The 25,939-nt window shown below is 62.9% G+C and carries 26 protein-coding genes; 9 read left to right on the top strand and 17 right to left on the bottom strand.

Features of this window, described 5'->3' with window-relative positions; translation table 11 throughout:
- Positions 1-4: 4 nt before the first annotated feature.
- Positions 5-736 carry a hypothetical protein gene (locus H6M51_RS20915; RefSeq protein ID WP_185811804.1) on the bottom strand — a complete coding sequence of 244 codons (732 nt, stop codon included), beginning with the start codon at positions 734-736 and terminating at the stop codon, positions 5-7.
- A gap of 62 nt (positions 737-798) precedes the next feature.
- Positions 799-2,106 carry a hypothetical protein gene (locus H6M51_RS20910; RefSeq protein ID WP_185811743.1) on the bottom strand — a complete coding sequence of 436 codons (1,308 nt, stop codon included), beginning with the start codon at positions 2,104-2,106 and terminating at the stop codon, positions 799-801.
- A gap of 205 nt (positions 2,107-2,311) precedes the next feature.
- Between H6M51_RS20910 and H6M51_RS20905 the strand changes: the two genes are divergently transcribed.
- Together H6M51_RS20905 and H6M51_RS24995 are read left to right on the top strand one after the other, a co-directional pair.
- The gene (locus H6M51_RS20905) at positions 2,312-3,337 is read left to right on the top strand and encodes a hydroxyacid dehydrogenase (protein WP_185811742.1); all 1,026 of its coding nucleotides are present in this window, start codon (positions 2,312-2,314) and stop codon (positions 3,335-3,337) included.
- A 170-nt stretch (positions 3,338-3,507) separates the two neighbouring features.
- On the top strand, positions 3,508-4,632 hold the full coding sequence (locus H6M51_RS24995; RefSeq protein WP_185811741.1) for a GGDEF domain-containing protein: 1,125 nt from the start codon (positions 3,508-3,510) through the stop codon (positions 4,630-4,632).
- Between the two features lie 43 nt (positions 4,633-4,675).
- On the opposite strand, the gene H6M51_RS20895 is transcribed toward H6M51_RS24995, so the two are convergent.
- Both H6M51_RS20895 and H6M51_RS20890 read right to left on the bottom strand, forming a co-directional pair.
- Positions 4,676-5,677 (bottom strand): NAD(P)H-quinone oxidoreductase, encoded by a 1,002-nt coding sequence (locus tag H6M51_RS20895; RefSeq protein ID WP_185811740.1) that lies wholly within the window; start codon positions 5,675-5,677, stop codon positions 4,676-4,678.
- Between the two features lie 109 nt (positions 5,678-5,786).
- Positions 5,787-7,586 (bottom strand): bifunctional diguanylate cyclase/phosphodiesterase, encoded by a 1,800-nt coding sequence (locus tag H6M51_RS20890; RefSeq protein WP_185811739.1) that lies wholly within the window; start codon positions 7,584-7,586, stop codon positions 5,787-5,789.
- Between the two features lie 334 nt (positions 7,587-7,920).
- Between H6M51_RS20890 and betI the strand changes: the two genes are divergently transcribed.
- Entirely contained in the window at positions 7,921-8,568 is a 648-nt protein-coding gene (gene betI / locus H6M51_RS20885; protein WP_185811738.1) for a transcriptional regulator BetI, read from the top strand.
- A 106-nt stretch (positions 8,569-8,674) separates the two neighbouring features.
- Positions 8,675-10,138 carry a betaine-aldehyde dehydrogenase gene (betB, locus tag H6M51_RS20880; protein WP_185811737.1) on the top strand — a complete coding sequence of 488 codons (1,464 nt, stop codon included), beginning with the start codon at positions 8,675-8,677 and terminating at the stop codon, positions 10,136-10,138.
- A 226-nt stretch (positions 10,139-10,364) separates the two neighbouring features.
- Here the strand turns inward: betB and H6M51_RS20875 are convergent, their stop codons facing one another.
- Entirely contained in the window at positions 10,365-10,715 is a 351-nt protein-coding gene (locus tag H6M51_RS20875) for a helix-turn-helix domain-containing protein (protein WP_185811736.1), read from the bottom strand.
- A gap of 3 nt (positions 10,716-10,718) precedes the next feature.
- Entirely contained in the window at positions 10,719-10,916 is a 198-nt protein-coding gene (locus H6M51_RS20870) for a type II toxin-antitoxin system RelE/ParE family toxin (RefSeq protein WP_246780618.1), read from the bottom strand.
- A 100-nt stretch (positions 10,917-11,016) separates the two neighbouring features.
- Here H6M51_RS20870 and betA point away from each other — a divergent pair, with 100 nt between their 5' ends.
- Positions 11,017-12,669, top strand: coding sequence for a choline dehydrogenase (betA, locus tag H6M51_RS20865; RefSeq protein ID WP_185811734.1), 1,653 nt, complete (start codon positions 11,017-11,019; stop codon positions 12,667-12,669).
- A gap of 3 nt (positions 12,670-12,672) precedes the next feature.
- On the opposite strand, the gene H6M51_RS20860 is transcribed toward betA, so the two are convergent.
- The 5 genes from H6M51_RS20860 to H6M51_RS20840 form a co-directional block, all read right to left on the bottom strand.
- Entirely contained in the window at positions 12,673-12,972 is a 300-nt protein-coding gene (locus H6M51_RS20860; protein ID WP_185811733.1) for a type II toxin-antitoxin system RelE/ParE family toxin, read from the bottom strand.
- The gene (locus H6M51_RS20855; RefSeq protein WP_185811732.1) at positions 12,969-13,241 is read right to left on the bottom strand and encodes a prevent-host-death protein; all 273 of its coding nucleotides are present in this window, start codon (positions 13,239-13,241) and stop codon (positions 12,969-12,971) included. Before H6M51_RS20855 ends, H6M51_RS20860 begins: the two co-directional genes overlap by 4 nt.
- A 64-nt stretch (positions 13,242-13,305) precedes the next feature.
- Positions 13,306-14,676 (bottom strand): virulence factor family protein, encoded by a 1,371-nt coding sequence (locus H6M51_RS20850; RefSeq protein ID WP_246780617.1) that lies wholly within the window; start codon positions 14,674-14,676, stop codon positions 13,306-13,308.
- Positions 14,677-14,714: 38 nt separating this feature from the next.
- Positions 14,715-16,037, bottom strand: coding sequence for a phosphatidylglycerol lysyltransferase domain-containing protein (locus H6M51_RS20845; protein ID WP_185811730.1), 1,323 nt, complete (start codon positions 16,035-16,037; stop codon positions 14,715-14,717).
- Positions 16,038-16,242: 205 nt separating this feature from the next.
- Positions 16,243-17,382, bottom strand: coding sequence for an alpha/beta hydrolase (locus H6M51_RS20840; RefSeq protein WP_185811729.1), 1,140 nt, complete (start codon positions 17,380-17,382; stop codon positions 16,243-16,245).
- 371 nt (positions 17,383-17,753) lie between these two features.
- Between H6M51_RS20840 and H6M51_RS20835 the strand changes: the two genes are divergently transcribed.
- The 3 genes from H6M51_RS20835 (at position 17,754) to H6M51_RS20825 (ending at position 20,710) form a co-directional block, all read left to right on the top strand.
- Entirely contained in the window at positions 17,754-18,788 is a 1,035-nt protein-coding gene (locus tag H6M51_RS20835) for a TRAP transporter substrate-binding protein (RefSeq protein ID WP_185811728.1), read from the top strand.
- Between the two features lie 72 nt (positions 18,789-18,860).
- Positions 18,861-19,400 (top strand): TRAP transporter small permease, encoded by a 540-nt coding sequence (locus tag H6M51_RS20830; RefSeq protein WP_185811727.1) that lies wholly within the window; start codon positions 18,861-18,863, stop codon positions 19,398-19,400.
- The gene (locus H6M51_RS20825) at positions 19,400-20,710 is read left to right on the top strand and encodes a TRAP transporter large permease (protein WP_185811726.1); all 1,311 of its coding nucleotides are present in this window, start codon (positions 19,400-19,402) and stop codon (positions 20,708-20,710) included. The genes H6M51_RS20830 and H6M51_RS20825 overlap by 1 nt, the downstream gene beginning before the upstream one ends.
- A gap of 20 nt (positions 20,711-20,730) precedes the next feature.
- Here the strand turns inward: H6M51_RS20825 and H6M51_RS20820 are convergent, their stop codons facing one another.
- Positions 20,731-20,973, bottom strand: coding sequence for an Ada metal-binding domain-containing protein (locus H6M51_RS20820; protein WP_185811725.1), 243 nt, complete (start codon positions 20,971-20,973; stop codon positions 20,731-20,733).
- 156 nt (positions 20,974-21,129) lie between these two features.
- Between H6M51_RS20820 and H6M51_RS20815 the strand changes: the two genes are divergently transcribed.
- On the top strand, positions 21,130-21,816 hold the full coding sequence (locus H6M51_RS20815) for a DUF2161 domain-containing phosphodiesterase (protein WP_185811724.1): 687 nt from the start codon (positions 21,130-21,132) through the stop codon (positions 21,814-21,816).
- Between the two features lie 58 nt (positions 21,817-21,874).
- On the opposite strand, the gene H6M51_RS20810 is transcribed toward H6M51_RS20815, so the two are convergent.
- The 5 genes from H6M51_RS20810 to H6M51_RS20790 all read right to left on the bottom strand — a co-directional run bounded on the left by H6M51_RS20810 (position 21,875) and on the right by H6M51_RS20790 (position 25,517).
- On the bottom strand, positions 21,875-22,858 hold the full coding sequence (locus tag H6M51_RS20810; RefSeq protein ID WP_185811723.1) for a phosphotransferase enzyme family protein: 984 nt from the start codon (positions 22,856-22,858) through the stop codon (positions 21,875-21,877).
- A 142-nt stretch (positions 22,859-23,000) separates the two neighbouring features.
- A complete protein-coding gene (locus H6M51_RS20805; protein WP_185811722.1) occupies positions 23,001-23,372 on the bottom strand; it encodes a hypothetical protein in 372 nt (123 codons plus the stop codon).
- A 115-nt stretch (positions 23,373-23,487) separates the two neighbouring features.
- On the bottom strand, positions 23,488-23,955 hold the full coding sequence (locus H6M51_RS20800; RefSeq protein ID WP_185811721.1) for a DUF6644 family protein: 468 nt from the start codon (positions 23,953-23,955) through the stop codon (positions 23,488-23,490).
- A gap of 5 nt (positions 23,956-23,960) precedes the next feature.
- On the bottom strand, positions 23,961-24,335 hold the full coding sequence (locus H6M51_RS20795; protein ID WP_185811720.1) for a DUF6152 family protein: 375 nt from the start codon (positions 24,333-24,335) through the stop codon (positions 23,961-23,963).
- 165 nt (positions 24,336-24,500) lie between these two features.
- Entirely contained in the window at positions 24,501-25,517 is a 1,017-nt protein-coding gene (locus tag H6M51_RS20790) for a sulfate ABC transporter substrate-binding protein (protein ID WP_185811719.1), read from the bottom strand.
- Positions 25,518-25,939: the final 422 nt, after the last annotated feature.

The raw sequence follows: 25,939 nt of genomic DNA, 5'->3' as shown, positions 1-25,939 counted from the left end.
TTCCTCAATCGCCCTGCTTGGCGGTCGCTACAGGCTCCTTCACCAGCTTGAATTGCGTCATCTCCTCCGGGGTCAGGTAATAGAGCCGGTCGGGCGGGGTTTCGAGTGCGTGCAGCCAGAGGCCGTCGGCAATGCCCATGTCGTCGAGGTGACGGGCGATGCGGGCCGTCGTGCTCTGGGCTGCCGACATGGCCTGTTCCGGCGAGGGGCGCTCTTCGCCGGCATTGAAGACCTGATGCACGCCGACAATCGCGTCTTGAGCGGCCTGGCGCGCCACGCCGCCGGCGAGGATCAGCGGACAGGATGAGGCACACAGAGCGCGGGTTTCCACCTGGGTGTTGAGCCCCTTTTCGCGGATCAGCCGGGAGATCGCCAGCGCATCCTCCACGGAGCCGCCGGGGGAGTTCAGGGTGATCGACTTCACATATTCGCCCCGGGCCGCGATCTCCTCGGCAAAGCGATCGGCCGCGCCGAGATCGATCGCGCCTTCGGCCTTCAAGACGCCTCCGGTGGTGAGCTCGAAGCGCATCGGCTGGCGCAATTCGTCCTGTGGGGTGGCCGGCTCGACGGGCGGAGGATGCGGGACACCGTCGGTGAGCGCCGGCGGAAGGACCGGGGCGTCCGTCGTCATCGGATCGTGGCCGGGGAGTGCCGCATTGGCGAGGCTCATTTCCCTCAGATCGACGAAGAGAAAAGCGCCTGCCGCCGCCAAAAGGCCGAAGAAGGCGCCCCGCATCAGGAGGCCGTCATCGGCACTCAGGAAGGCGTTCTTCAATCGGACAAAGGGCGTTGAAGGCTTCACGCGGGCGGACCCTTTCGCGGTGCCTTCGTCGACATGTCGAGGCTGGTGACGTTGAGGCCGGTGCGGCTGCGTTCATCCTCGGCTTCGGCCGATTGCAAGGCCTGCTCGACATCGACACCCTGCCGTGCGAGCGCGCGCTGGACGTCGAGCGCGTCGAGCAACTCGGCGGCGGTGATGCGCTGGGCAAAGGGCAGCCGCTCATCCTGGCGGCGGATGGCGCCATGGACGACGGCGAGGATGAAGACAAGCACCGCCGGCAGGAGGTCGATCGAGATGGCGCCGGCCCAGGCCGGGATGAAATCGGCGGCGTAACGCAACACCGCCTCGGCCGAAGACAGCGGAACGAAACGGCGCTCGGCCACCGGCTCGCGGGCCAGAATGTCGTCTGCGGCCTGCGACAGGACCTGCGACTGGGCGGTGACGGAGGCGCGGATCGTCTGCATGACCTGATCCTGGCGGTTCGCCAGATCCGCCGCCTGGCCATCGGCGACCGGGGCGATGAAGCCGAGCGAGAGGTCTTCCGCCGCGCGCTTGACGGAGGGGGCAATCGAGGTCTGTTCCAGCGAGGTGATGACGCCGGAGAGGGCGACGACCTCCGCCGAGAACTCGTCGCTGCGCGGGGCGATCGCGCCGGGGGCGGAGACGAGCTTGCGCATGGTTTCCAGATGCGCGCGGCCCTGGTCGAACAGGGTCGTCACCCTCTCCCGCGAGGCGGTGATGCCGGTTTCGAGCTCGTTGAGCTGGGCCGACATCTGCGACAGAAGCTGGACCACGCTGCCGGAGCCCGTGGTGCCGGTCAGCGCGCCGTTCTGACGCTCGTCTTCGGCAAGCCGGGCAAAACGCTCCGAGGCCCGCTGGATATCGGGCAGAAGGCTCTGGGCCGCGAGCGCGTTCTGATGCGCCTGGTCGAGATCAGCGGTGTAATCCTCCACCGTTTCGGCCAGATGCTGTTCCAGCGCCGCAGAACCGGCAAGCGCGGCTGCATTCAGCCAGCTCGACATGGCGATGATCATGGCGCAGCCGAGCGCCATGACGCCGAGCATGGCGGTGCGGGCAGCCCTGCCCGTCACATGCGGATAGAAACGCGCCATGTAGGACCAAAAGGCATAGATCGCGACCGAGACCGAGGCCGAATAGATGATCGCGGCAAAGAAGACCGCCGTCGGTGAACCGTCGAGAATGCTGCGCACCCCGAGATAGGTATAGACGCCGGAGGCAAGTGCCAGCACGGCGAGCGCAAAACGGGTCATGGTTTCGACGGCAACGACGCCATCCTGCAAACGATGCGAAGCGCCAAGCGCCATGAAAAATCTCCGGGTGATGCCAAGTGTTACCAAGGTCTTAAGAAGGGGGCGGAATCAAGGCTGGCACGGGGTTGTGATCCCCAGTCATTTCTTTCCCGAAGGTGAAGAGCTTTTCAACTCCGAACGGCTCCTCGCCATGACTTGCCCATGGAGCGGCATTTCGCGCTAAGCTTTGCGCCAGTCGGGATTCTTAAGGGAGGAAACAATGAGCCGTTCCGTCATTCTGGTCGATCCATTGCCGCGGACGCTGGATCTGATCATGGAGCCCGCCGTCCGGGCCCGGCTGGAGGCCCTGGGCGAGGTCATCGTATCGGAGGATCGCCCCATGCCTGCCGATGTCGTCGAACAGCATCTTTCCGATACCGTCCTTATCTTCGGCCAGACCGACATGCCGAAAGAGCGGCTCGACCGGGCGCCGAAGCTGAAGGCGATCATCAACGTCGAATCGAATTTCCTAGCGAATATCGACTATCAGGCCTGTGTCGAACGCGGGATCTGGGTGATCACGCCGGCCTCGGCCTTTGCCTCGCCGGTGGCGGAGGCAGCCCTTGCCATGGCGCTCGATCTTGCCCGGGGGATTACTGCGGCGGATCGCGACTTTCGCCTGGGCGTCGAGCGCTATGGTCTGGAGGGCAATGCGAAGACCTTCCGCTTTGCCGGCGCTCCTGTCGGGCTCATCGGCTTTGGCGATCTCGGCCATGCCTTTCGCGACCTCATCCGCCCGTTCAAGAACAGGGTCCGCGTTTTCGATCCCTGGCTTCCGAGAGAGATTATCGAAGGCCAGGACTGCGAGCCGGCGACGCTCGACGAGGTGCTCCGCGAAAGCCAGGTGGTCCTCGTCTTCGCGAGCGTTACCAGCGAGAACGAGGGCTTCATCGGCAGCAAAGAGTTCGCGATGATGAAGCCGGGGGCGGCTTTCCTGCTGATGAGCCGTGCGGCTGTCGTCGATTTCCCGGCGATGATCGAAGCGGCGCAATCCGGCCATATACAGGTGGCGACGGACGTGTTTCCGGAGGAGCCCGTTGCGGCGGACGATCCCGTGCGCAAAGCCTCGGGGCTCCTGCTTTCGGCACACCGGACCGGCGGCACGCGGGACGCCTTCTATGCGCTGGGATCCATGGCCGTTGCCGATGCCGAACTGATCATGAAGGGCCTGCCGCCCCGCCTCTGCCGCCGCGCCGATCCGGCGACGGCAAGCCGGCTGCGGTCGAAGCCGGTGAGCGTGTCTTGATGGCGAGGTGCAGCACTGAATGGGTGACCGGCCTCCCATCCAAATGACATCATGCATCAAGATATCAGATTTTACTGTTCGGCCTGACCGAATATTAAGCTCCCGCGTCTCAAGATCATGACAGCCATGGGCCCTCGGCGGCCCCAAACCATGTGCTTGAGGGATCTGGCGTGCGCTACAGGGAAACCGACGATGTGTTCAAGACGCTGGTATCGGAGTTGCACTCGACGCTGACCCCGACGACGATCATGGGGATCACCATCCTGGCTGTCGGGCTCTTTGCCTATCAGAGCCTCGGGAGCATGCCGGTGCTGATTGCGACGATCGCCGGAGCCCTTGCATCGCTTGCCAAGATTGCCGTTTCCCTGGCCCATCGGCGCGCAGACGCGAAGGCGCGCACAACGGTTGCGGATGCTGCCCGCTGGGAGAAGGTTCAGGGGGTTTTCATCTTTCTGATTGCGGGCTGTGTCGGCACGCTTGCCACGGTCGCCTTTTCCCACCGCGACCTGTCGGTGCACATCCTTGCCGCAGCGCTGACCTTCGGATACTGCGCCGGCGTCACCGTCCGGATATCCGTTCGGCCGTATATCGCCGCAGTTGCGATCCTGATTGCAGCCGTCCCAGCGACAATCGCAGTGGTGCTCTATGGCGATATGGCCCATTGGATCCTGGGGCTGCTCTGCGTGATCTTCATTGTCGCGGCAATGCAGAGCATGCTGCATGTCTACCGAACGACCGTCCGGCAGATCCGACTGTTCCTTGAGATGGAGCATCAGGCCCGCCACGATCCGCTGACGGGGCTTGGCAATCGCACGGCGCTGAGCGAGGCCTATCTGAGCCTTGGGAGCGCCGAGGATGCCCTCACCTGCGTGCATTGCTTCGACCTTGACGGATTCAAGCATGTCAATGACCGCTTTGGTCACGCTGTCGGAGATGCCTTGCTGGTCGCGATCGCCGGGCGGCTGCGGGAAGAATTGAACAAGCCGGCGATCGCGATCCGGATTGGCGGCGACGAATTCGTCATCCTTCAACCCAATCTCAGGGATCCCGCTCAGGCGGAAGTCCTGGCGCGCAGGGTCCTCGATGTTCTCGGCGCGCCATACAGGATCGCCGGTGAGGAGATCTGCATCGGCATCAGCCTCGGCTATACGATGGCTTTGTGCGGATCGGCGGATCTGGACCACATGATGGTCACGGCGGACAAGGCCTCCTACCGCGCGAAGCGCAGCGGTGGCGGAATGGACCGCGAAATCCCCGCGACGCTCGATCTTGGGAAATTCGCGGTCGCCGCATGATGGCCGCGCGCGAGGCGCCAGCCTTTGGCGAGCGGCACTCGCCTCAGCCCATATTGAGCACGATCTTGCCGATATGTTCAGAGCTTTCCATCAGCCGGTGTGCCTCCACGACCTCCTCGAAGGGCATGACCGCGTGGATGACCGGGGCGAGTTCGCCGCGCTCCAGGCGGGGCCAGACTTCGGTGGCGAGGTCATCGCGGATGGCGCGTTTCTCTTCCGCCGTCCGGGGTCGCATGGTGGAGCCGGTCACGGTGAGGCGCTTGACCATGATCGGGCGAAGATCTGCTTTTTCCGCCACCGCGCCGCCGAGGAAGGCGATGATGGAGAGGCAGCCGTCCTTTGCGAGGACCTGCAGATTGCGATCGAAATAGGCGGCCCCGATCATGTCGAGCACGACATCGACGCCCCGCCCTTGAGTCTCCTCCTTGACGATCTCGACGAAATCCTCGGCCTTGTAGTTGATCGCCCTCACCGCGCCTAAATCCATGCAGGCGGCGCATTTTTCCGCCGAGCCGGCTGTGGTGAAAACGGTGGCGCCGAAGGCTCTTGCAAGCTGGATGGCGGTCGTGCCGATGCCGGAGGATCCGCCATGGATGAGCACGGTCTCGCCTTCGGTCAGGCCCGCCATCTGGAAGAGATTGGCCCAGACGGTGAAGAAGGTTTCCGGAAGCGCGGCAGCCTGCACGGCGTCATAGCCCTTGGGGAAGGGCAGAGCCTGGCTTGCGGGGACGGCGCAATACTCGGCATAGCCGCCGCCATTGGCGAGCGCGCAGATGCGGTCGCCGATCTGGAAATCGGTGACACCGGTGCCAAGGCCGACGATCTCGCCGGCGATTTCGAGGCCTAGAATGGGGCTTGCATCCTTCGGCGGCGGATAGCTTCCCTGGCGCTGGGCGACATCCGGCCGGTTGACGCCCGCCGCCTCCACCTTCACCAACACCTCGCCCGGCCTGGGGCTCGGCAACGGCCCCTCGACGAGGCGCATGACCTCCGGGCCACCATGGGTGGTGAGATCAACATGACGCATGCTGGCGGGCAGTGACATCGGCGGGCTCCTCGGATCGATTGCGCAAGGTGAGGCATAGAGCCTCTCAAATGCGATGAAAAGGAGGCCCTTGGTCCGACGCGGCAAATGGTATCCGGAGTTAGCGGGCCTAGCCCCCGATCAACCCGAAGGAGAGGCCTTCCTCATTCTCCTTCGCCTGCTTCTTCAACTCCGCGATCTCGCCGCTGATGCGGTTGACGTCGTCGATGACGAGGCCGGCGGGGAGTTCGAGCACGCCGATCGAGCAGCGCATCAGGGGGAATTCGCGCTCGTGGCCCTGACGGTCGAGGCCCTTGATGTGGCCGGTCTGGCGGTCGGCTTCCGAATAGAGGCCGACGACATCGTCGTGGAAATCGGAGAGCAGCCGGTCGAGGATTTCCGTCAGTTCCTCGCGGGTCCAGTCGCTGACGCCGATGAAGAAATCGTCGCCGCCGACATGGCCGAGGAAATCACCCTCGGAGAAGAAATAGCGGCGCAGGAGCGCGGCGAAGAGCGAGATCGCGTGGTCGCCCTGGTGGAAGCCGTAGTGGTCGTTGAACGGCTTGAAGTGGTCGAAATCGCAGTAGCAGAAGAAACGGGCGCCATCGCCGTCCAGCGCTGCCGCGCGCATGAAGTCGCGGATCGCGCGGTTGCCGGGCAAGCCGGTCAGCGGGTTCTGATCCTGGGCGGTCTTCAGTTGCTTCTCGCTCATGATGCGGATCAGCGAGGCGGCGGAGACGACGCCGGCGTAGCGCATGTTTTCCGTCAGGATGACACAGTCGGAGCCTTCCATATTGGCGAAGATCGTCATCAGCCGCTCGGCTTCGGCATCGAGCCCGACGATCGGCGCGCGGTCGACGAAGTGGGAGATCGAGCGCTCATAGAGCTTGTTCTTGAGGAGATCGCGGCCGAAGGGCTGGTAGATGTATTCCTTGAGATGCCGCTCGTTGATGATGCCGCGCGGTTCGCCATTGGCATTCAAGACGGGAAAGAAGGACTGGCCGGGATTGCGGCGGAAGAGATCGAAGACGTGGTCGATATTCTCGTGTTCGTAGACGGTCGGCAGCGTCTCGATCTGTTTGCGGATCAGGATCTCGTCGAGCGATTGGGTGGTGCGGCGGGCCTTGCCGACATCCTGGAGATGGGGAAAGGCGCTTTTCAGTTCCGAGACGATGGTGCTGGGGCGGGCGATATACCAGCCCTGGACCAGATCGACGCCGAATTCGCGGCAGGCGAGGAACTCGCTCTCGGTCTCGATGCCCTCGGCAATGACGCGGACGCCCAGCACATGGCAGAAATTGACGATGTTCTTGACGAGGTGGCGCTTGCGCGGATTGCTGTCGAGCCCCGCGATGAAGTGGCGGTCGATCTTCACATAGTCGACGGGGAAATCACACAGCAGCTTCATCTCGCCGTGGCCGACGCCGAAATCATCGATGGCGAGCTTGAAGCCGGAGCGGCGCAGGCGCTCGACAAGGCTTGCGAATTCCGGAACGCGGGTGTTGTCGAAACGCTCCGAAAGCTCGAAGCAGACGGAGGACGGCGGCACGTGCGCCTTGCGCAGCTGGTCGAGCAGCGTATCCACGAGTGCATTGCCATCGGGTATCAGGCGGACATCGAGATTGAGGAAGAGGGTCGCGCTGGCGCAATCCGGAAGCGTCGCAAATTTGGCGAGCGCCCGGCTTGCGACCATCTGTTCAAGGGCGAGAAGCTGGCCGGTTTCGGCGGCCTGATCAAGCAAGTCGAGCGGGCTTTCGAAGCCGATCCGGTCATGGCCGCGCATCAGGCTCTCATGGCCGAAGACAGCGCCGGTGCCGACCTCGACGATCGGCTGGAAGGCGTTTTCGATGACGAGCTTCGCAAGCGTCACGAGCTGGTCACTGGCGAAACGGCGCAGCGCTCCGAAATCCTCAGCCACCCCTGCAGACATGACGCACCACTCCAATATCCATTTGTTTTTATGGGCGGAAATGTGCCGGGCCAATCGTCAACAAAGGCTTTCTCCAGTGTGACAGCCGGATGAAGATTTGATGACGGAAACTGCGGAGGGGGCATTTCGGGAGAGGCGCCCGATCACAGGAAAAGCCCGGAATGGCGCGCCTTCAGACGGGCAGGAATTGGTTGCGCCCCATGCGATCGGCTCCCGTTTGGACGCAGACGATTTACGGTAAACGCGCCGTTTTCCAGGCAGCCGCTATGTCGCAGAATTTTTATTGATTGATCAGTCAATCAAAATTATCATCTGGCAAGATAGGGGAACAAACATGCCGAAGGTCGGAATGGAGCCAGTGCGCCGCAAGGCGCTCGTTGATGCCGCGTTGAAGACGATCGGCCATCACGGCTCGCTGACCGTGACCATGTCGGAGATCGCCCGCGAGGCGGGTGTATCGGCAGCACTCGCGCATCACTATTTCGGGTCCAAGGACCAACTGCTGATCGAGACGATCCGCTCGCTGCTGCGCCAGCTGCGCGCCGATGCGGTGGTGGCTCTGGCAGCAGCAGAAACGCCGCGCGAGCGGATTTCGGCCGTCATCCGCATTTCCTTCCAGGCGGACCAGTTCGACCCTCAGGTGGTTGCCGCCTGGCTTGCCTTTTACTCCGAGGCGCAACGCTCGGAAGAGGTGCGCCGCTTGCTCGCGCTCTATGCACGGCGGCTGCAATCCAACCTGATGTCAGGTCTGAAGCCGCTTTGCGGCCCCATCGACGCGAGCCGGATTGCTGACGGTGCCGCCGCGATGATCGACGGGCTCTACATCCGGCAATCTCTGAAGGCAGCGCCCCTGTCGATTGATGCCTCTGTCGCATTGGTCGAGGATTATGTGACGGGGCAACTGCAAGCCGCGACCGCCGAAACAATAGCCCCTCACCCTACCCTCTCCCCGCAAGCGGGGAGAGGGGGAGGCGACCGCTAGCCATGGAGTGTCCTTCTCCCCGCCTGCGGGGAGAAGGTGCCCGAAGGGCGGATGAGGGGCATCGCCCGATGATACGATTTGATTGAACGCTGTCCGGAGAGACACCATGAAAGCCCAACCGCAAGCCTCCCACTTCATCGACGGGGACTATGTCGAGGATACAGCCGGCACCGTCATCGAGAGCATCTATCCGGCGACCGGCGAGGTGATCGCGCGGCTGCATGCTGCCACACCTGCGATCATCGAAAAGGCGATTGCCTCGGCCAAGCGGGCGCAGAAGGAATGGGCGTCCTGGAGCCCGGCAGCACGCGGTCGCGTGTTGAAGAAGGCCGCCGAAATAATGCGTGAGCGCAACCGCGAGCTTTCGGAGCTCGAGACGCTCGACACCGGTAAGCCGATCCAGGAGACCATCGTTGCCGACCCGACCTCGGGTGCCGACAGTTTCGAATTCTTCGGCGGCATCATTGCGACCGCGATGAACGGCAGCCAGATCCCGCTGGGCGGCGACTGGGCCTATACCAAGCGCGTGCCGCTCGGTGTCGTCGTCGGCATCGGTGCCTGGAACTATCCGCAGCAGATCGCCTGCTGGAAGGGGGCACCGGCGCTCGCCGCCGGCAATGCGATCGTGTTCAAGCCGTCGGAAGTGACGCCGCTCGGGGCCTTGAAGATCGCCGAGATCCTGATCGAGGCCGGCGCGCCGAAGGGCGTCTACAATGTCATTCAAGGGGACCGCGAGACGGGACCGCTGCTCGTGTCGCATCCCGATGTCGCCAAGGTGTCGCTGACCGGCTCGGTGCCGACGGGGCGCAAGGTGGCGGGGGCTGCGGCCTCTCAGCTCAAGCATGTCACCATGGAACTCGGCGGCAAGTCGCCGCTCGTCGTCTTCGACGATGCCGATATCGACAGCGCGATTTCGGGCGCCATGCTCGGCAATTTCTATTCAACCGGTCAGGTCTGCTCGAATGGCACCCGCGTCTTCGTGCACAAGGCGATCAAGGAGACGTTCCTCACCCGCCTCAAGGCCCGCACGGAAGCCATCGTCATCGGCGATCCGCAGGACGAGGCGACGCAGATGGGGCCGATGGTCTCACTCGCCCAGCGTGACAAGGTCTTGTCCTATATCGACAAGGGCAAGGCGGAGGGTGCAACGCTCGTCACCGGCGGCGGCATTCCCAACAGCGTCACCGGCGAAGGTTTCTACATCCAGCCGACCGTGTTTGCCGATGTCACCGACGACATGACCATCGCCCGCGAGGAGATTTTTGGACCCGTGATGTGCGTGCTCGATTTCGAGGACGAGGCAGAGGTGATCGCGCGGGCGAACGCCACGGAATTCGGTCTCTCGGCCGGTGTGTTCACGGCCGACTTCTCCCGCGCCCACCGCGTGGTGGACCAGCTGGAGGCCGGTACGCTGTGGATCAACACCTACAATCTCTGCCCGGTCGAAATCCCCTTCGGCGGCTCCAAGCAATCGGGCTTCGGCCGCGAAAATTCGGCAGCGGCGCTGGAGCATTATTCCGAATTGAAGACGGTTTATGTCGGCATGGGCAAGTGCGAGGCGCCGTATTGAGATGAGATCAGGCGTCGCGCGAGGATACCCCCCTCTGTCGGCTTCGCTGGCATCTCCCCCACACGGGGGGAGAGTGGCCGCGCGCGCTTTGCCCAATAACCGTTCTGGAATGCGATCAGCGAGCTTCGTAAGGCGGTCGGGCGGTCAGCCGCGCGCCGCTCTCCCCCCGTGTGGGGGAGATGCCCGGCAGGGCAGAGGGGGGTACCGCGGCTCCGATGCTTGGCCGTCACACCACAATATCGTCGAGATCGACCTTGAGTGCGGCGGCAATGCGCTTGAGCACATCGACGGAGCCGGTCTTCTTGCCGCTTTCGATCTCGGAGAGATAGGGCTGGGAGATGCCGGCGGCAGCGGCGAGGTCGGAGACGGACATCTTGCGGTAATTGCGGTAGGTGCGGATGCGGCTGTCGGTTTCAAACAGCTCATAGACGAGTTCCGCCGGCCAGGTTTCCTCGCCCGCACGCACGCGGGCCATGATCCTTTCGGCCGTGATCGTATCGATCAGGTCTTCGTAGTCGTCCTCGGGAACGAGAACATAGGTCTCGCCGTCGATGACGGTCTTACGCACTTCGCCCATGGTTCACTCCTTGTAGATGCCGCCGCGCGGTCCGACCTCAACGACAATCACCAGCATCGTCTGCTCGTCGATGATGACTCGGTCGTCTCCGACACGAATTCTCAGAAGTGGGCTGCCCTTCAACTTCTTCACATCGACCCGTTCGCCGCGCGCGAAGGCATCGACCCTCGAACGGATCGCATCCCGTCGCTTGGGCTGCATGCGGTCCAAAACTTTGGTCGCAGCTTTGGTGTACTCCACCCTTTTCATGCCAAGAGTATAGCAAATAGCTATAACTCTTCAACCATTCGGATCTGACACCATGCAGAACGCAGACTACGTCATCATTGGTTCCGGCTCCGCGGGTGCCGCCATGGCTTACCGCCTGTCGGAGGACGGCAAGCACACGGTCATCGTGCTCGAATTCGGCGGGTCGGATATAGGGCCCTTCGTGCAGATGCCGGCGGCGCTGGCCTATCCGATGAACATGGATCGCTATAACTGGGGCTACATGACCGAGCCCGAGCCGCATCTCAACAATCGCCGGATGATCGCGCCGCGCGGCAAGGTGATCGGCGGTTCCTCGTCGATCAACGGCATGGTCTATGTGCGGGGGCATGCCGAGGATTTCAACCGCTGGGAGGAGCTGGGTGCGACCGGCTGGGCCTATGCGGATGTGCTGCCCTATTTCAAGCGGCAGGAGACTTCGCATGGCGGCGAAGAAGGCTGGCGCGGGACCGATGGGCCCCTGCATGTGCGGCGCGGCGAGATCAAGAACCCGCTCTACCGCGCCTTCATCGAGGCGGGGCGGCAGGCCGGGTTCCCGGTCACGGAGGACTATAACGGCCGGCAGCAGGAGGGATTCGGCCTGATGGAGCAGACGAGCTGGCAGGGGCGGCGCTGGTCGACGGCGAATGCCTATCTGAAGCCCGCGCTGAAACGGCCGAATGTTTCGCTGATCCGCTGTTATGCTCGCAAGGTCGTCATGGAAGGCACCCGCGCCGTCGGCGTCGAGGTCGAGATCGGCGGCAAGATCGACGTGGTGAAGGCGAACCGCGAGGTGATCGTTGCGGCCTCCGCGTTCAACTCGCCGAAGATCCTGATGCTCTCAGGCATCGGGCCTGCCGCACACCTCAAGGAGATGGGCATCCCTGTCGTTGCCGACCGTCCGGGCGTCGGGCAGAACCTGCAGGATCACCTGGAATATTACCACCAGTTCAAGTCGAAGCTGCCGATCACGCTGCATTCGAAGAACAACTGGTTCTGGATGGGGATCGTCGGCGCGCAATGGCTGTTCTTCAAGAAGGGCTTGGGCACCTCCAACCAGTTCGAGGCGGCGGCCTTCATCCGCTCGGCGGCGGGGGTGAAGTGGCCCGACATCCAGTACCACTTCCTGCCAATCGCAATCTCCTATGACGGCAAGTCGGCCGTCGGCGGGCATGGTTTCCAGGCGCATGTCGGCTACAACATGTCGAAGTCGCGCGGCTCGGTGACACTGCGCTCGCCTGATGTGAAAGACGCGCCGGTTCTTCGCTTCAACTATATGAGCGATCCGGAAGACTGGGTGAAGTTCCGCCATGCGGTGCGCGTCACCCGCGAGATCTTCGCCCAGAAAGCCTTCGATCCCTATCGCGAGGCGGAGATTGCGCCGGGACCGAATGTCCAGTCGGACGAGGAAATCGATGCCTATCTGCGGGAGCATCTGGAAGGCGCCTATCACCCCTGTGGCACCTGCAAGATGGGCCGCGTGGACGATCCCATGGCGGTTGTCGATCCAACCACGAAGGTGATCGGCGTCGAGGGCTTGCGCGTGGCGGATAGCTCGATCTTCCCGCATGTCACCTATGGCAACCTGAACGGCCCCTCGATCATGACGGGCGAGAAGGCGGCGGATCATATCCTCGGCAAACAGCCCCTGCCCCGCAGCAATCAGGAGCCGTGGGTCAATCCGCGCTGGGAGACGAGTGATCGGTAAGGCTCATCGGTAATCGTCTTCGCGCTGGTGGCGGATGGCGAGAATTTGAACGTCGCCGTTTTCCGCAATCTGATACAGCGCGACATAACCGGCGCGCCCGAAGGATATCGGCAGTTCCCTCAACTGCCGGCCGTCGTGCTCCACTTTTCTGCCAGTGTGCGGAAAACGCATCAATCCCGCGACTGCACTAACAATCGCATTCAGCGCGCGTTCTGAGGCTTCGACGTCCCGGTCAAGAAGGAAGTCGTAGAGCCTATTGAGGTCCGCCCGCGCTTTGGCATTGTAGCGGACCTTCCGGCTCATTGGCTCAACTCGGCTTTTCTCTTTTCGAGCTTGGCCCTGAGTTCGGCATGAACCTCTTCGGCGCTGTACCAGACACCGGTGCGTTCTGCCTCCTCAAGAGAGGCCAAACCTCGTGCAATGAACTCCGCCTGTTCCCGCCGATACTCCACCTCCGCCCGTGCCGAGCGGTCGATCAGATCGGCCACGGTTTCGCCTTCTCGCAGCACGCTTTCGGCGGCGGCGTGGAACTCCGCGTCGTCGAGGACGGATGGCTTGACGGTTTCGTTCATGGCTGAACTCCCTGATCTCAAGCCATCATAACGCGAAAAGGCCGGTTTGATAAGGCGTGGGGGCTCAGGGGGCGACGATGCGCGCCACGATATGGTCGGCGATCAGCTCGTAATTCTCATCGAAGTGATGGCCGCCGGGGCGGGCGATAAGGTCAACGCCATCCTTGACGCGCGGCGAAAGCGCCGGACAAGCCGTGTCCTGTTCCTCCCGTCCGTAGACGCACTGGATCCTTACGGGCTCGACCGTGGCAAGGTGATCGACGGGATCGCCGTGCTTGCCCGATCCGGCGGCACCCAGCCAGCCGGAGACGGCGATTTCGAAATCCGCCTGGTGCGACAAGGCGAGCAGCGAGAGGAGTTTCACGGACTTGCGATCCTGGTCGGGCAGCAGGCCATAGACCTTCGGCAGGATGTTGGCGCCGAAGGAATAGCCGATCAGCACGACCTTCGAGACGCCCAGGCGCTTGTGATAATGGGCGATGATTTCGGAGAGGTCGGCTGCGGTCTCTTCCGGTGTCTTCTCGCTCCAGAAATAGCGCAGTGCATCGACGCCGATGACCGGCACGCCGTTTTCGTTCAGTCGGGCGGAGAGGCGCTGATTGATGTCGCGCCAGCCGCCGTCGCCGGAATAGAGGATGGCCATGGTGTCGTGCCGAGGGACGGCAAACTCTTCGACCAGCGGCAGGTCGAGGGCCGCATCATCGGGCGTGAGGCGCGTGACCAAATCCGCTGCTTCGGCAGACAGCAGGCGGGCGGGACCGCCCTGCCCGTCTGCAATCTGGATATCGGGATGGCTCTCCTGCAGCGCGGCCGCATGATTTCGCGCGACAGCGTCGGCCGCAGTGGAGAAGGCGATACGGACGGGATTGGGCAGCTTTCCGGGCGAAAGCCCATAGGCGATGCCGGCCGATGTCTCCCGTCGGGGGGCCGGCGTACAGAGCGGCTTGGGCAAGGCGACTGCCTCGGTCGGATCGACGGCCACCGTCTCGCCAATCGTCTCGGCAAAGCTGCCATTCGGCGTCTGCGCAGCAATGGCCAGTGCCAGGGCCCCGCCCTCACCGAAGCCGAGGATGCGCGGCGGGCGGTAGAAGTCGGCCGTGTGGCTGCGATGCAGTTGACGGGCCAGGCGCTCGATATCGGCCGGCAGGAAAAGGCAGTCGCGTTCAGTTTCGCGCGAAAGGGCGGCGCGCCAGCTCGTCAGATCGACGCCGACACCAATTGCGCCGCCGGTCACTGCCGTTTCCAGTGCCGCCTGCTCGGCCATGTCCCAGCCGTTGGCATCGGAAATGATCACGACAACCCCGGCCATGCTGTCATTATCCGGGGCGGAGATACGGTCCTGCGGCAGGCTGACGATGCCGTCACCGGCAGCGACCGCAGGCTCGGCAGCCGTCAGCAGGGCAAGCATGGCCCCGAGGGCAACGGACCGGCTCATCAGATATCCGGGCCACTGGCGCTGCTTGGCTTGCCGCATCATCTGCGTATCAGACCCTTGAGGCCACCGCCGATCAGCAGCGTCACGTCGATCAGCGACAGGATCGGCAGGCCACGGCCGGCCACGGCGAGGTAGCGCGGCTGCCAGTCGGGATCGAATTTCTCCTTGAAGGCACGCACGCCGCGGAAATTGTAGAAGCGCTCGCCATGCTCATAGATCTGTCCAGCGACGTGGTTCCAGGTGGGCGCGCGGCGGTTTGCAGACAGGCCGGCAAGCGGTGCCATTCCGAGATTGAGCGTGCGGAAGCCATCCGCTTTCAGCGTCTCCATGATCTTCACGAAGAGCAGGTCCATCATGCCGCGATGGACGCCGGGAACATGGCGCATCAGGTCGATGAAGGCATCGCCATGCGACGAGGCCGTCATGAGTGTCGCGAAGGCAACGATCTTTCCTTCAAGGCGGATGACGGCGACGGGGCCGGAGGCGACGTAGTTCCGATCGAAGGTGCCGAGCGAGAAGCCCTTTTCGGCGGCCTTGTGCGCGGCGAGCCAGGTGTCGGACACGGCCTGCAGCTCGTCCAGGATCGGGGATACGGCATCTGCTGCAACCAGTTCGAAAGCGAGCCCGTCGCGTTCGGCGCGGTTGATCGAGCGACGAAGCTTCAGCCAGTCGCCGCCAGCGAGCGTGAAAGTCGAGAGGTCGACCACCGCCTGCTCGCCGAGCTTCAAGGCCTGAAGGCGCATGTCGACGGTCAAGGGGAGGAAGTCTGCCGAAACCTGATAGAAGACCGGACGGCTGCGGCTGCGGCGGGCCTCGGCGATGAACTTTTCGACAAGCGGTGCCCAGAGATGTTTCGGGCCGACGGGATCGAAGAGCGCGACCAGCGAGCGGCCCTGCCGGGCATACATGATGAAGCCCTGGCCGCAATCGGAAAACAGCATGCGTTTATCACCGATCCGGACCAGGCCGGCACTGGCGTTTTCCTGGCGCGGCAAAAGGGCAATTGCGCGTGCCAGATCGTCCGAAGCCTCACTGGTCTGCGCACGCCTGCGGCGCGGCATGCGGACCAGGCCGCGCGAGGCGATGACGCCCAGCACCATGGAAAGCCCGAGCGTGCTGTCCGTCGCATCCATGCCATGCCGGACCAGGATCAGGCCCCAACCGACCCTCAGAAGGCTTTCTTCCGCGAGGATCGGACCGAGCAGCACCAGCAAGACCAAGGCGCCAAGCACCAGGCCAGTGCGCGGCGCTCGCAGGACGAGCCTGGGCACAAGCGAAAGCAAGACAACCGGCAGCGGCCGGGCGCGGCCTGTGGGCGATGCAGGCGCCGTCGCACCGGCGTCATTGAAAGAGGATGCCATGAACCGGACCCAGGAACCGAGAGGATCGAACGCTTATTAGCGTCCATGCATGGACCGAAGCTTGTGACATGAAGGCGTAAACGAGTCGGTAAACCAGCGCATAAATTGCGCAAGACACCGAATTTCATGCCTCGTCAACATGATGAAACGCAAGGCTGGCCTGCAAATCGCGCCGTATCTGTCCGACCGGCCGGTCAACGCGCCGTCATTGCTGGCGCAGCACCCGGGCCGCCAGAGAGAACGGACTCGAGACGGTCTGGGCAGCTGCGTCGAGTACAAAGGCGCCAGCATCGCCAATCGTGGCTGATGCGGCCGGCTTGCTCAGCGTCATGGCCAGCTGCTTGACGTCGAAGAAGCGGTTGTGGTTGGTGACATCCGTCGGCTGCAGCGACGAGATGTCGACGATGGCCACACCATATCGCTTGGCCGCTTCGGCCACTTGCGGATTGCGCGCATCGAGCGCACCGACCCGATCTCCGGCGCCGAGAAAACTGGACACCCGCAGCGCGCGATCATCGGGCGCGACGAGAACGGTGATGGGCGTGCGCATGCGCCCGATGATATCGAGCTGCGCCGAAAACACGTCATCGTCGATGTCGGGAGCGGCCATGATGACCCGAAGCCTGTTCAGGACGTCCCCCTTGCCCTGAAGCCTGAGCTGGCGCAGCGCTTCCATGGTGAGCCATCCCCCCATGGAATGCGCGAAGACTTCCACCTGCCCCTTGCGCTCCTGTGTCAGGTCGCTCAGCAGATTGGCGAGCGCATCGCGGGAATAGGTGGCGGCTTCCTTGTCGGCGACATAGGCCGGCAGGGCAGCCAGAGACGGCCAGGAAAAGAGGATGGGCGTGCCGTCGAGATTGCTGTCCGTCTTCAGCTGCGCGAGGCGGAAAAGCGATTCCTGGAAATTGTAGTTATAGCCATGCACGAAGACGACCGGCGGAGCTTTGTCGCGCGTCCGAACGGCCTGCAGCAGGGCCGCGCGATCGAGCGCCGACTGCGAGACCACGGCGAAATCCGTCTTCGGATCGGGCTTTCGACCGGACTTCGGCCATTCGATGTTGGCCGGCTTGTGGTTCGGCGGGATGGAGACGTCAAAACGGGCGTAGTTCGGCTCGCGCGTCTTGGAGGTGTTGAAGACATTCGTTCCGGGCTCTGCGCGGCCGCGCGTTGTGACCGTGAACAGCGTCTCGACCCGGGTGGGCTTGTGGTCGTTCAGGGCAACCGTACTCAGCGTCTCCGGGCCCGGGCGGCCGGCGCAGGCGCCAAGCCCGGCTGCCAAAACCAGGCAGAGTGCAACAAGGGCCGCACGCGAACGGCGATGGGGGCCGAAGGGTGGAAGACGCATCCGGGATCATCCTTGCAGATCGACAATCGCCCGCCACGGCTCATCATGACCGGGCCGGAGCGGCGAGCTATAACCGGAGCGGCGAGCAGAGCCAAGGCCGGTCGACGGGCCGGCCGTCACAATCGCGGGATGGGGCCGCAGAGCGCGCGCCGTACACAGGGCAATTCATATTTATCTGGTTATGGTTCGCCGCCACATAATTATTTGCGTGCCCGCATCCCATCTGTAATCATAACTGACTAGGGAGAGTGTGCCGGATGGGAGCGAGGCACTGAGCGACGTGATCTTTACATGATCATACCAGTCATGTTTTCTGGTCGCTCCGTTGCCTCAAACCGGTTTTTCAGATCAAGAAAACATGGGAGGAAATCATGTTGCGCCAATTCGTTATTGCCGGACTTTCCGGTGTTGCAGCGTCGTTGATGGCAACCGCCAGCTTCGCCGCGGACGTTACCCTGAAGCTTCACCAGATGCTGCCGCCGCAGGCGACGATCCCGTCCAAGGTGCTTGCCCCCTGGGCTGAGAAGATCCAGGCCGATTCCGGCGGCCGCATCGCGGTCGAGCTCTATCCGGCCATGCAGCTGGGCGGCAAGCCGGCCGACCTCGTCGACCAGGTTAAGGACGGGGTCGTCGACCTGACCTGGACGCTGTTCGGTTATACACCGGGCCGCTTCCCGAAGTCGGAAGCCTTTGAGCTTCCCTTCATGGTCACCACCGCCGAAGCGACCTCCGTTGCCTTCCAGGAGTATTACGAGAAACATCTCAAGGACGAGCTGACCGACTACCATGTTCTGGCCGTGCACACGCATGGTCCGGGGCTGATCCACACCATCGCCTCCAAGCCGGTCCAGAAGCTTGAGGACATGCAGGGGCTGAAGCTGCGCGGCACATCCAAGGTGATCAACCAGATGCTGGAAGCCATGGGCGCCTCTGCCGTCGGCATGCCGGTCACCGCTGTACCGGAAAGCCTGTCGAAGAGCGTCATCGACGGCTCGGTCGTTCCGTGGGAAGTGACGCCGGCGATCAAGATCGCCGAACTCGCACCCAATCATACCGCGTTTTCCGGTCCGAACGGCCTCTATACCGGCACCTTCGTCTTCGCGATGAACAAGGACAGCTACGACGCGCTGCCGGATGACCTGAAGAAGATCATCGACGACAATTCCGGCAAGGAACTCGCCCGCCTGTTCGGCAAGGCCATGGATGCAGGCGATATCCGCGGCAAGGAGATCGCCGACAAGGCCGGCAACACGACCTATGTTCTCGACGAAGCGGAGACTGCCCGCTGGAAGGCCGCCGGCGAAGCCGTGACCAAGGCCTGGATCGCCGAGATGGACAGCAAGGGCCTCGATGGGACGATGTTGTATAACGACGCTCTGGCACTGATCCAGGCCAATACCCAATAACCTCCCCGCCTTGTCCGGGCGCTTGTCGGAAGGCGCCCGGACCCTTTGTTCCGGCTTTCATAGGACTTCCTGATGGCGACTGACGTTTCCAGCAGTTTCGAACGATTGGAGCGGGCCTGCCATGCGCTGGCCTCTGCTCTCGTGGTGTTCGGCGGCCTCTGTCTCGTCATTGCCTGTGCGCTGACTGCTGCATCAATCGTGGGTTCCCTCACGATCCGCCCCCTCCCCGGCGAAATCGAACTGGTCGAGGCGCTGTGCGGCCTTGCCGTCTTCGCCTTTCTACCCTTCTGTCAGCTGAAACGCGGCCATGTCGGCGTCGACATCCTGATCTCCGCCTTCGGGCCGAAGGCGATGAACTGGACGCAGCTGATCGGCGACATCCTGATCATGCTCCTGATCGGCCTGATCACCTGGCGCCATGCAGTCGGCACAATGGACAAATTCGGCAATGGCGAAACGACGCCGCTGCTGCTCCTGCCGGTCTGGTGGGGCTATACCATTGCCCTCGCCCTTCTCGTCGCAAACCTTCTCGTCTGCCTCTATGTGATCGCCGCCGACATCCGGGCCATTCGCCAGGGCAAGACAATCGTCGCTGCGATGGGAGCGCATTGATGAGCAGCATTGAAATCGGTCTCTGGTCCTTCCCGGTCCTGATTCTCCTGATCTTCCTGCGCGTGCCGATCGGCGCTGCCATGCTCGCCACCGGCATCGTCGGCACCTATCTGGTGCTCGACCGCTGGACGCCGATCCTGGCGCAGATGAAGGCGCTCGCCTGGAACACGAATGCGAATTACTCGCTGTCGATCATCCCGCTCTTCCTGCTGATGGGCCAGTTTGCCGCGCGCGGCGGCATGAGCCAGGCGCTGTTCAATGCCGCGGCCGCCTTTCTCGGGCATCGCAAGGGCGGGGTTGCCATGGCGGCGATCGGGGCCAGTGCGGGCTTCGGCTCGATCTGCGGCTCCTCGCTCGCAACCGCCGCCACCATGGCGCAGGTTGCGCTGCCGGAACTGAAGCGCAACGGCTATGCGGGCGGGCTTGCCACCGCCACGCTTGCGGCGGGTGGCACCCTTGGCATCCTCATCCCACCCTCCGTCGTGCTGGTCATCTATGCGATCCTCGCCGAGCAGAACATCGCCAAGCTTTTCCTCGCCGCCTTCGTGCCGGGGATCATTGCGGCGATCTCCTATCTGATCGTGATTGCAGTCTATGTCCGCCTGAAACCGGAAAGCGCCGGCCAGGCGCCGCGCATTCCGTGGAAGGACCGCCTGCCGGCGCTGATCGCGGTCTGGCCGGTCGTGGCCATCTTCTTCGCGGTCGTCGGTGGCATCTATCTCGGCTGGTTCACGCCGACCCAGGCGGCAGCCGTGGGCGCGGCCGGCGCCGGACTGGTTGCCTTCGTCAATGGCGGCCTCGACCGCAGGTCGCTGATTGCCTGCTTCAAGGAGACGGCCGTTTCCACCGGCATGATCTTCTTCATCATTCTTGGCGCATCGGTATTCAACTCCTTCCTCGCCTTCTCCCGCCTGCCGCAGGTGGGCGCGGAATGGGTGACGGCGCAAGGGTTCGCGCCGATGACCGTGCTGATCATCATTCTCCTGCTCTACATCATTTTCGGCTGCATCATGGACTCGCTCTCCATGATCGTGCTGACCATCCCGATCTTCTTCCCGATCGTGACCGCCATGGATTTCGGCATGAGCCCGGAGCACTTCGCGATCTGGTTCGGCATCCTGGTGCTGATGGTGGCCGAGATCGGCATGATCACGCCACCGGTGGGCTTGAACCTCTTCATCATATCGGCGATGTCGCGCGATGTGCCGATCCGCGAGACCTATAAGGGCATCGTCCCCTTCGTCGGTGCAGACCTGTTCCGCATCGTGCTGCTCACAGCCTTCCCGATCATCTCCATCTTCCTCGTGTGAGAAGAGGCGAGGTCTCGATATCACCATAGTTCGGGTTCAGCCGGACGGCAGCGCAGGCAGGCACGAAAGCCACTCTCCCGGGCGGCTTTCGTCGTTGGATGGATGACGACATTCTCCGGTCGCGCGGGCCGCGACGGGCAGGACGGACGGCAGAAGATGCCGGTGGAGCGCACGCCGTAGACGAAGTTGCCATCCTCCGATGCGTCACGGTCGACGATCGCCTGCCATTGCTGCGGCGTGGGCGGTGGGTAACTGGTGCTCATGGTGACGTCTCCCCGATGATGATGACACAGAGGATGCCATGTCCTTCCGGAGTGGCCACCCGAAAGCGGCGGACGCGTCGCGTCCCGTTTTCCAGTGTCGCAACAGGGCAAAGCCCTGTAGGTCTTGAGGGACTTGCCGATTCACTGCAGAGGCCCATGGAAACGTCGCTCTACCTTCCCGTCAAAACCTTCCTCGAGCAGGCCGGTTACACCGTCAAAGGGGAGGTCGGCGGTTGCGATCTCGTCGGCCTGAGCGATGGCGACCCATCCGTCGTCGTGATCTGCGAACTGAAACTCAGCTTCAATCTCGAGCTCATCCTACAGGCGGTGGATCGGGCCTCCATCGCCGACGAGGTGTGGATTGCAGCGTGCATTTCGACCAAGGGCCGAGGCCGCGAGAGCGACAAGCGCTACCGCGATCTCTGCCGGCGCCTCGGCTTCGGCATGCTTGGCGTTGCAGACAATGGCACGGTCAGCGTCATCGTCGGCTCGGTCACGCCGATGCCCCGGACGAATCCGAAACGGCGGTCGCGGCTGATGCGCGAGCACCAGAAGCGCAAGGGCGACCCGGTCATCGGCGGCAGCACGCGAACGCCCCAGATGACGGCCTATCGCCAGCAAGCGCTCGGCTGTGCGGCCGCCCTGAAGGCCGGTCCGTTGCGCATGGCCGAGGTGCGAGCGCAGGTGCCCGAGGCTGGCAAGATCCTGCAGGGCAATGTCTATGGCTGGTTCGAGCGGGTGGAACGGGGCGTCTATGCTCTGACGCCCGCAGGCCTAGAGGCGCTGTCGCGGTGGCTTTTTGAAGCCGGAACAGGTGCCGAAATCGCACCCATCTGCGGTTGACCGCTGAAAATACTGGGTCTCCCCCCGCGCCGCCTAGGCTCAACAGTATCTGCGCCCATCACCTTGCCGGAAGAGCAAGGTGTTCGGTTTCCCAGCGAGTGAGCGTATCAACTTCGCCGGCGACCCATCCGACGCTGTTGCAGCCCCATTCGTGCGCTCTGCTCGCATATTCTCCCATCAGCCAGAAGTGGCGAATGATCACGAAATGGGGAACAGCCGTCAGATCCACCTGGGCGACTTTTCGGACTTCCTGGTATGCATCCAGGAATTCGTGCCACATTGCCGTCAGTTCCCGGCCAAATGACACTTTCGCCCATAGAAAGACGGCGAGGTCGTAGGCGAGGTATCCTGGGCCACTATCGTCGAAGTCGAAGAAGACCGCCTCGCCGGCGTCATCGATGCGCGCGTTGAAACCGTGGCAATCGCCATGACAATAGGTCCATGCGAGATCGTCCATTGCCTCGATCGAAGCGGCCGTTCGGTTGGCAATGCCTTCGAGCCGGTCGAGAACCTGGAGATCTTCAACCAGCCCGCTGTCGCGGATACGCGCCAAAGGCCGCAGCAACAGGTGATCAAGGTCGAGCCGGTATCGAATGTCCCCGGGTTGAAATGCCTCTGCTGCCCGGTGCAGCAAAGCTAAGGTCTTTCCATTGGCCCTGGCATCGGCGGCGGAGCCTGGGTCAACGTCTCGCCCACCAACCGCCCGCAACAACAGGCCTTGGCGCAAACCTTCCGCGGCTTGGCCTTCGATGAACAACGCCCCGTGGCGCGTCGGGATCGGTGCAGCGACAGGGACGCCGAAGTCGACAAGGTGCTTCAGGAACGCTGTTTCGCTTCGGACATCTGCCGGCCCGCGTGCGCGGTGGTGGGACAGCCGAAACACATAACGAGCTCCTGCGGGATCGGTGGCAAGGTAAACGTCATTGAAACCGCGCTGCAACAGCCTGCAGGACACGGGGCCGTCCAGATCATAATTTCGGTCTATGAAGCTCTCGATATCCGCGATCTTCGACGTCGAGTACTGCGGAGAAAAGTCGAGCATCTGGCATGTCCTGCGTCAATCTGCGCAGGATGATACTGACATGATCAGCGAGCGCGGCACAACTCCTGATATCATGCCCGTTCCGGTGCATGTGTGCAAAGGAGCCGACCAGCACACCGGTCTGAGCGGAAAGCGATCCTTGTTACGCCTTGCGGGTGAACAGGATCACAGCAAACAGCAGCACGCCGGCGAATGTGACAAGCGAGGACACGGCCACGATGGGTTCCAGCGCCTGGTTGCCGTTCAGCATCAGGAAGAGCGACGGCCCCATGACGAGAATGCCGAGCGTGTAGAGCATGTACTGGACCTTGGCGACGCGGCTTGCGGCCTGAATCGGGTTCAGCGCGTAGTAGATGCCGAAGATCGCCATCGTCACCCAGCCGAGGAGGTTGATATGGGCATGCGCCCCGGTCCCTTCGAACTGGTGCGTGATCGACATGTAGAGCCCGAGACAGATGCCGGCGATCAGGAACAGGATGGCCGTGCGGAAATACCAGACAGACAATTGCGGCATGTTGAAATCCCCCGAAACAATGGGGACGAGAGTAACACTGTCGGAGAGAAGCGCAATGATCTGACGATTGTCATGTCCCGGGGTGTCTTGCGGCGCGGACCGAGGCAAATGGTCATCAGAGAAAGCCGATCCAGCGGCCGGCAAGCAGGGCCGAGAGCCAGATTGCAAGCGATGCCATAACGACAAGGCGCAGCGACGGTGCCACAGGCGCTCCGGCGATCATGGCCGTCCAATGCCGTGATACACGCCCGGCCAGCGCGTTGAGCGTGCCGAGGAGGACAAGGCCGATCTTGATCAGGAAGGCCGTGTTTCCGATGTATTCGAGCGGACGCACGGAAAAGAGCAGCAATCCGGTCAAGAGGGTCGCGATCAGCGCAAGGGCCGCAATGCGTGACAGGGTGGCTGCCGTCTCGGCCAGCGGCAGGCGGTTAAAACCACCGAGCAAGCGCAGATCGAGGATGACGGTGGCGCCGATCAACATGGCAAGCGAGAGGATGTGGCCGGCATTGGCGACGATGTAGAGCGTGGGCCAGCGGATGAGCGCCTGGCCGATCGGGGCCGTGAGGATTGCCAGCCACTCCATGCCGGTCAGTTGGTGACGATGCGGCTGGGATAGATGTCGTAATTCCTGCCTTCAACGATCACCCGCACGGCCTTCAGGCGCTTCTCGTCCGGATCGAGCGAGCGATTGCCGCGGACGGTCACCTCGTCGCCGACTGCCACGACACCTTCGACGAAGCCGGAGCGCTGGGTCTGGTTCGGATTGCCGAGCTCGATGCGCCATGGACCTTCGGCGGTATCCAGTTCCAGCGTCGGATGCGGCGGGGCAAAGGAGATTGCGGTGATCTTGCCGGTGAGGTCGATCTGGTCGGCCTCGGCCCAGGACCAGCCGTGATGGGCCATGGCCGTACCGGCAGAGAGGACGACGCCTGCCAGGATAGACAGGGAGAGGGAGCGGTTCATGATCGTTCTCCGGATTGGTGGACACCCAATCTCAAGGGTAGTGCGTGGATCCGGTTTTGCGACCTCACCTTTGCTTGATCGCAAGGTGAGGCGGAACGGGGCGACACAAAACAGAAAAGGCGGCGCCTTGCGGTGCCGCCTCAATTGCTCGGGAGGAGCCGCCCGTCAGGGGCGGTAGATCTGGTCGAAGACGCCGCCTTCGCCGAAATGTTCGGGTTGCGCCTTGGTCCAGCCGCCGAAGAGCGGATCGTCGATGGTGACGAGATCGAGCTTCGGCAGTTCGGGTCCGGAACCTGCGGGAACGAGATCCGGACGCGACGGGCGATAGAAGTGCTTGGCGATCAACTGTTGACCTTCCGGGGAATAGAGATAGGCGAGATAGGCCTCGGCCTGCTTGCGCACGCCGTCGCGGTCGACATTGGCATCAACGACGGCAACGGGCGGCTCCGCGAGGATCGACAGGGAGGGCGTGACGATCTCGAACTTGCCGGCGCCGAATTCCTTGCCGGCGAGATGCGCCTCGTTTTCCCAGCAGATCAGGACATCGCCGATTTCGCGCTGGGCAAAGGTCGTCAGCGAGGCGCGGGCGCCGGCATCAAGCACGGGCGCGCGGCGATAGATTTCGGCGACATAGTCGCGGATCTTCTGCTGGTCGCCGGCGAATTCGCGGTTCGCCCATGCCCAGGCAGCAAGATAGTTCCAGCGGGCACCGCCCGATGTCTTCGGGTTGGGCGTGACGATTTCGACATCGCCCTTGACGAGGTCGCCCCAGTCCTTGATGCCTTTGGGATTGCCCTCGCGCACAAGGAAGACAATGGTCGAGGTGTAGGGGGCCGAATTGTTCGGCAGGCGTGTGCGCCAGTCGGGGGCGATCAGCTTGGCGCGCTCGACGATTGTGTCGATGTCGCTTTGCAGGGCAAGCGTGACGACATCGGCCCGAAGCCCTTCCATTACGGCGCGGGCCTGGCGACCGGAGCCGCCATGCGACTGGTCGATGGTGATGGTTTCGCCTGTCTCGGCCTGCCAATGGCGAGCGAAGGCAGCGTTGTATTCCTCATAGAATTCGCGTGTCGGATCGTAGGACACGTTCAGCAGCTCTGTCGCGCTTGCCGGCAGGACCAATCCGGTGGACAGGCTCAGGCCAACAAGAAACGCCGCAAGATTTCTCCCCATGCACGTCATGTCTGTGCCTCCTCTTCTGGCGTTAACGATTAAAGACTACCGAAACAGTCGTCTTAGTCAACGTCGGCCGAAAAATAGCAAAACAGTGCCCGCCGGAGGACCGAAAGGCGGAATGGAAGTCTGCAGGATCGACAGATCGTGGGGGAAATTGTCACGATCAGGGCACTGCACGAAATGAGGCCATGTGCGGCTCGGAGCCCAGGCATTCGGCATGGGGGACTGGCCATGTCGGGCAGACGGTCGTCGATGGGTCGTTTTCGTCCGGCCACGGGCGGGTTCAAAGCACTCACGGCCTGTCGGTGATGGGGAGGCTGACCCGCCTCAGCCGCCTCCGCAAGCCTCGGTCCCATCTCCCGATCCCCTCACCCGCTGTCACAAAAGGGTGAAAGCATTAAAAAATAATCGTTGTATGTAATAGTTAA

Origin of the sequence: Rhizobium sp. AQ_MP (assembly GCF_014237835.1) — a bacterium.
Taxonomy (GTDB): domain Bacteria; phylum Pseudomonadota; class Alphaproteobacteria; order Rhizobiales; family Rhizobiaceae; genus Allorhizobium.
This window is presented reverse-complemented; position numbering and strand designations above follow the sequence as displayed.

What these genes read in the sequence shown, in the direction of transcription:
- H6M51_RS20915 (WP_185811804.1), bottom strand. Translation starts at nt 736, where the DNA reads ATGCGGGGCGCCTTCTTCGGCCTTTTGGCGGCGGCAGGCGCTTTTCTC.
- H6M51_RS20910 (WP_185811743.1), bottom strand. Translation starts at nt 2,106, where the DNA reads ATGGCGCTTGGCGCTTCGCATCGTTTGCAGGATGGCGTCGTTGCCGTC.
- H6M51_RS20905 (WP_185811742.1), top strand. Translation starts at nt 2,312, where the DNA reads ATGAGCCGTTCCGTCATTCTGGTCGATCCATTGCCGCGGACGCTGGAT.
- H6M51_RS20895 (WP_185811740.1), bottom strand. Translation starts at nt 5,677, where the DNA reads ATGTCACTGCCCGCCAGCATGCGTCATGTTGATCTCACCACCCATGGT.
- H6M51_RS20890 (WP_185811739.1), bottom strand. Translation starts at nt 7,586, where the DNA reads ATGTCTGCAGGGGTGGCTGAGGATTTCGGAGCGCTGCGCCGTTTCGCC.
- betI (WP_185811738.1), top strand. Translation starts at nt 7,921, where the DNA reads ATGCCGAAGGTCGGAATGGAGCCAGTGCGCCGCAAGGCGCTCGTTGAT.
- betB (WP_185811737.1), top strand. Translation starts at nt 8,675, where the DNA reads ATGAAAGCCCAACCGCAAGCCTCCCACTTCATCGACGGGGACTATGTC.
- H6M51_RS20875 (WP_185811736.1), bottom strand. Translation starts at nt 10,715, where the DNA reads ATGGGCGAAGTGCGTAAGACCGTCATCGACGGCGAGACCTATGTTCTC.
- H6M51_RS20870 (WP_246780618.1), bottom strand. Translation starts at nt 10,916, where the DNA reads ATGCAGCCCAAGCGACGGGATGCGATCCGTTCGAGGGTCGATGCCTTC.
- betA (WP_185811734.1), top strand. Translation starts at nt 11,017, where the DNA reads ATGCAGAACGCAGACTACGTCATCATTGGTTCCGGCTCCGCGGGTGCC.
- H6M51_RS20860 (WP_185811733.1), bottom strand. Translation starts at nt 12,972, where the DNA reads ATGAGCCGGAAGGTCCGCTACAATGCCAAAGCGCGGGCGGACCTCAAT.
- H6M51_RS20855 (WP_185811732.1), bottom strand. Translation starts at nt 13,241, where the DNA reads ATGAACGAAACCGTCAAGCCATCCGTCCTCGACGACGCGGAGTTCCAC.
- H6M51_RS20850 (WP_246780617.1), bottom strand. Translation starts at nt 14,676, where the DNA reads ATGAGCCGGTCCGTTGCCCTCGGGGCCATGCTTGCCCTGCTGACGGCT.
- H6M51_RS20845 (WP_185811730.1), bottom strand. Translation starts at nt 16,037, where the DNA reads ATGGCATCCTCTTTCAATGACGCCGGTGCGACGGCGCCTGCATCGCCC.
- H6M51_RS20840 (WP_185811729.1), bottom strand. Translation starts at nt 17,382, where the DNA reads ATGCGTCTTCCACCCTTCGGCCCCCATCGCCGTTCGCGTGCGGCCCTT.
- H6M51_RS20835 (WP_185811728.1), top strand. Translation starts at nt 17,754, where the DNA reads ATGTTGCGCCAATTCGTTATTGCCGGACTTTCCGGTGTTGCAGCGTCG.
- H6M51_RS20830 (WP_185811727.1), top strand. Translation starts at nt 18,861, where the DNA reads ATGGCGACTGACGTTTCCAGCAGTTTCGAACGATTGGAGCGGGCCTGC.
- H6M51_RS20825 (WP_185811726.1), top strand. Translation starts at nt 19,400, where the DNA reads ATGAGCAGCATTGAAATCGGTCTCTGGTCCTTCCCGGTCCTGATTCTC.
- H6M51_RS20820 (WP_185811725.1), bottom strand. Translation starts at nt 20,973, where the DNA reads ATGAGCACCAGTTACCCACCGCCCACGCCGCAGCAATGGCAGGCGATC.
- H6M51_RS20815 (WP_185811724.1), top strand. Translation starts at nt 21,130, where the DNA reads ATGGAAACGTCGCTCTACCTTCCCGTCAAAACCTTCCTCGAGCAGGCC.
- H6M51_RS20810 (WP_185811723.1), bottom strand. Translation starts at nt 22,858, where the DNA reads ATGCTCGACTTTTCTCCGCAGTACTCGACGTCGAAGATCGCGGATATC.
- H6M51_RS20805 (WP_185811722.1), bottom strand. Translation starts at nt 23,372, where the DNA reads ATGCCGCAATTGTCTGTCTGGTATTTCCGCACGGCCATCCTGTTCCTG.
- H6M51_RS20800 (WP_185811721.1), bottom strand. Translation starts at nt 23,955, where the DNA reads ATGGAGTGGCTGGCAATCCTCACGGCCCCGATCGGCCAGGCGCTCATC.
- H6M51_RS20795 (WP_185811720.1), bottom strand. Translation starts at nt 24,335, where the DNA reads ATGAACCGCTCCCTCTCCCTGTCTATCCTGGCAGGCGTCGTCCTCTCT.
- H6M51_RS20790 (WP_185811719.1), bottom strand. Translation starts at nt 25,517, where the DNA reads ATGACGTGCATGGGGAGAAATCTTGCGGCGTTTCTTGTTGGCCTGAGC.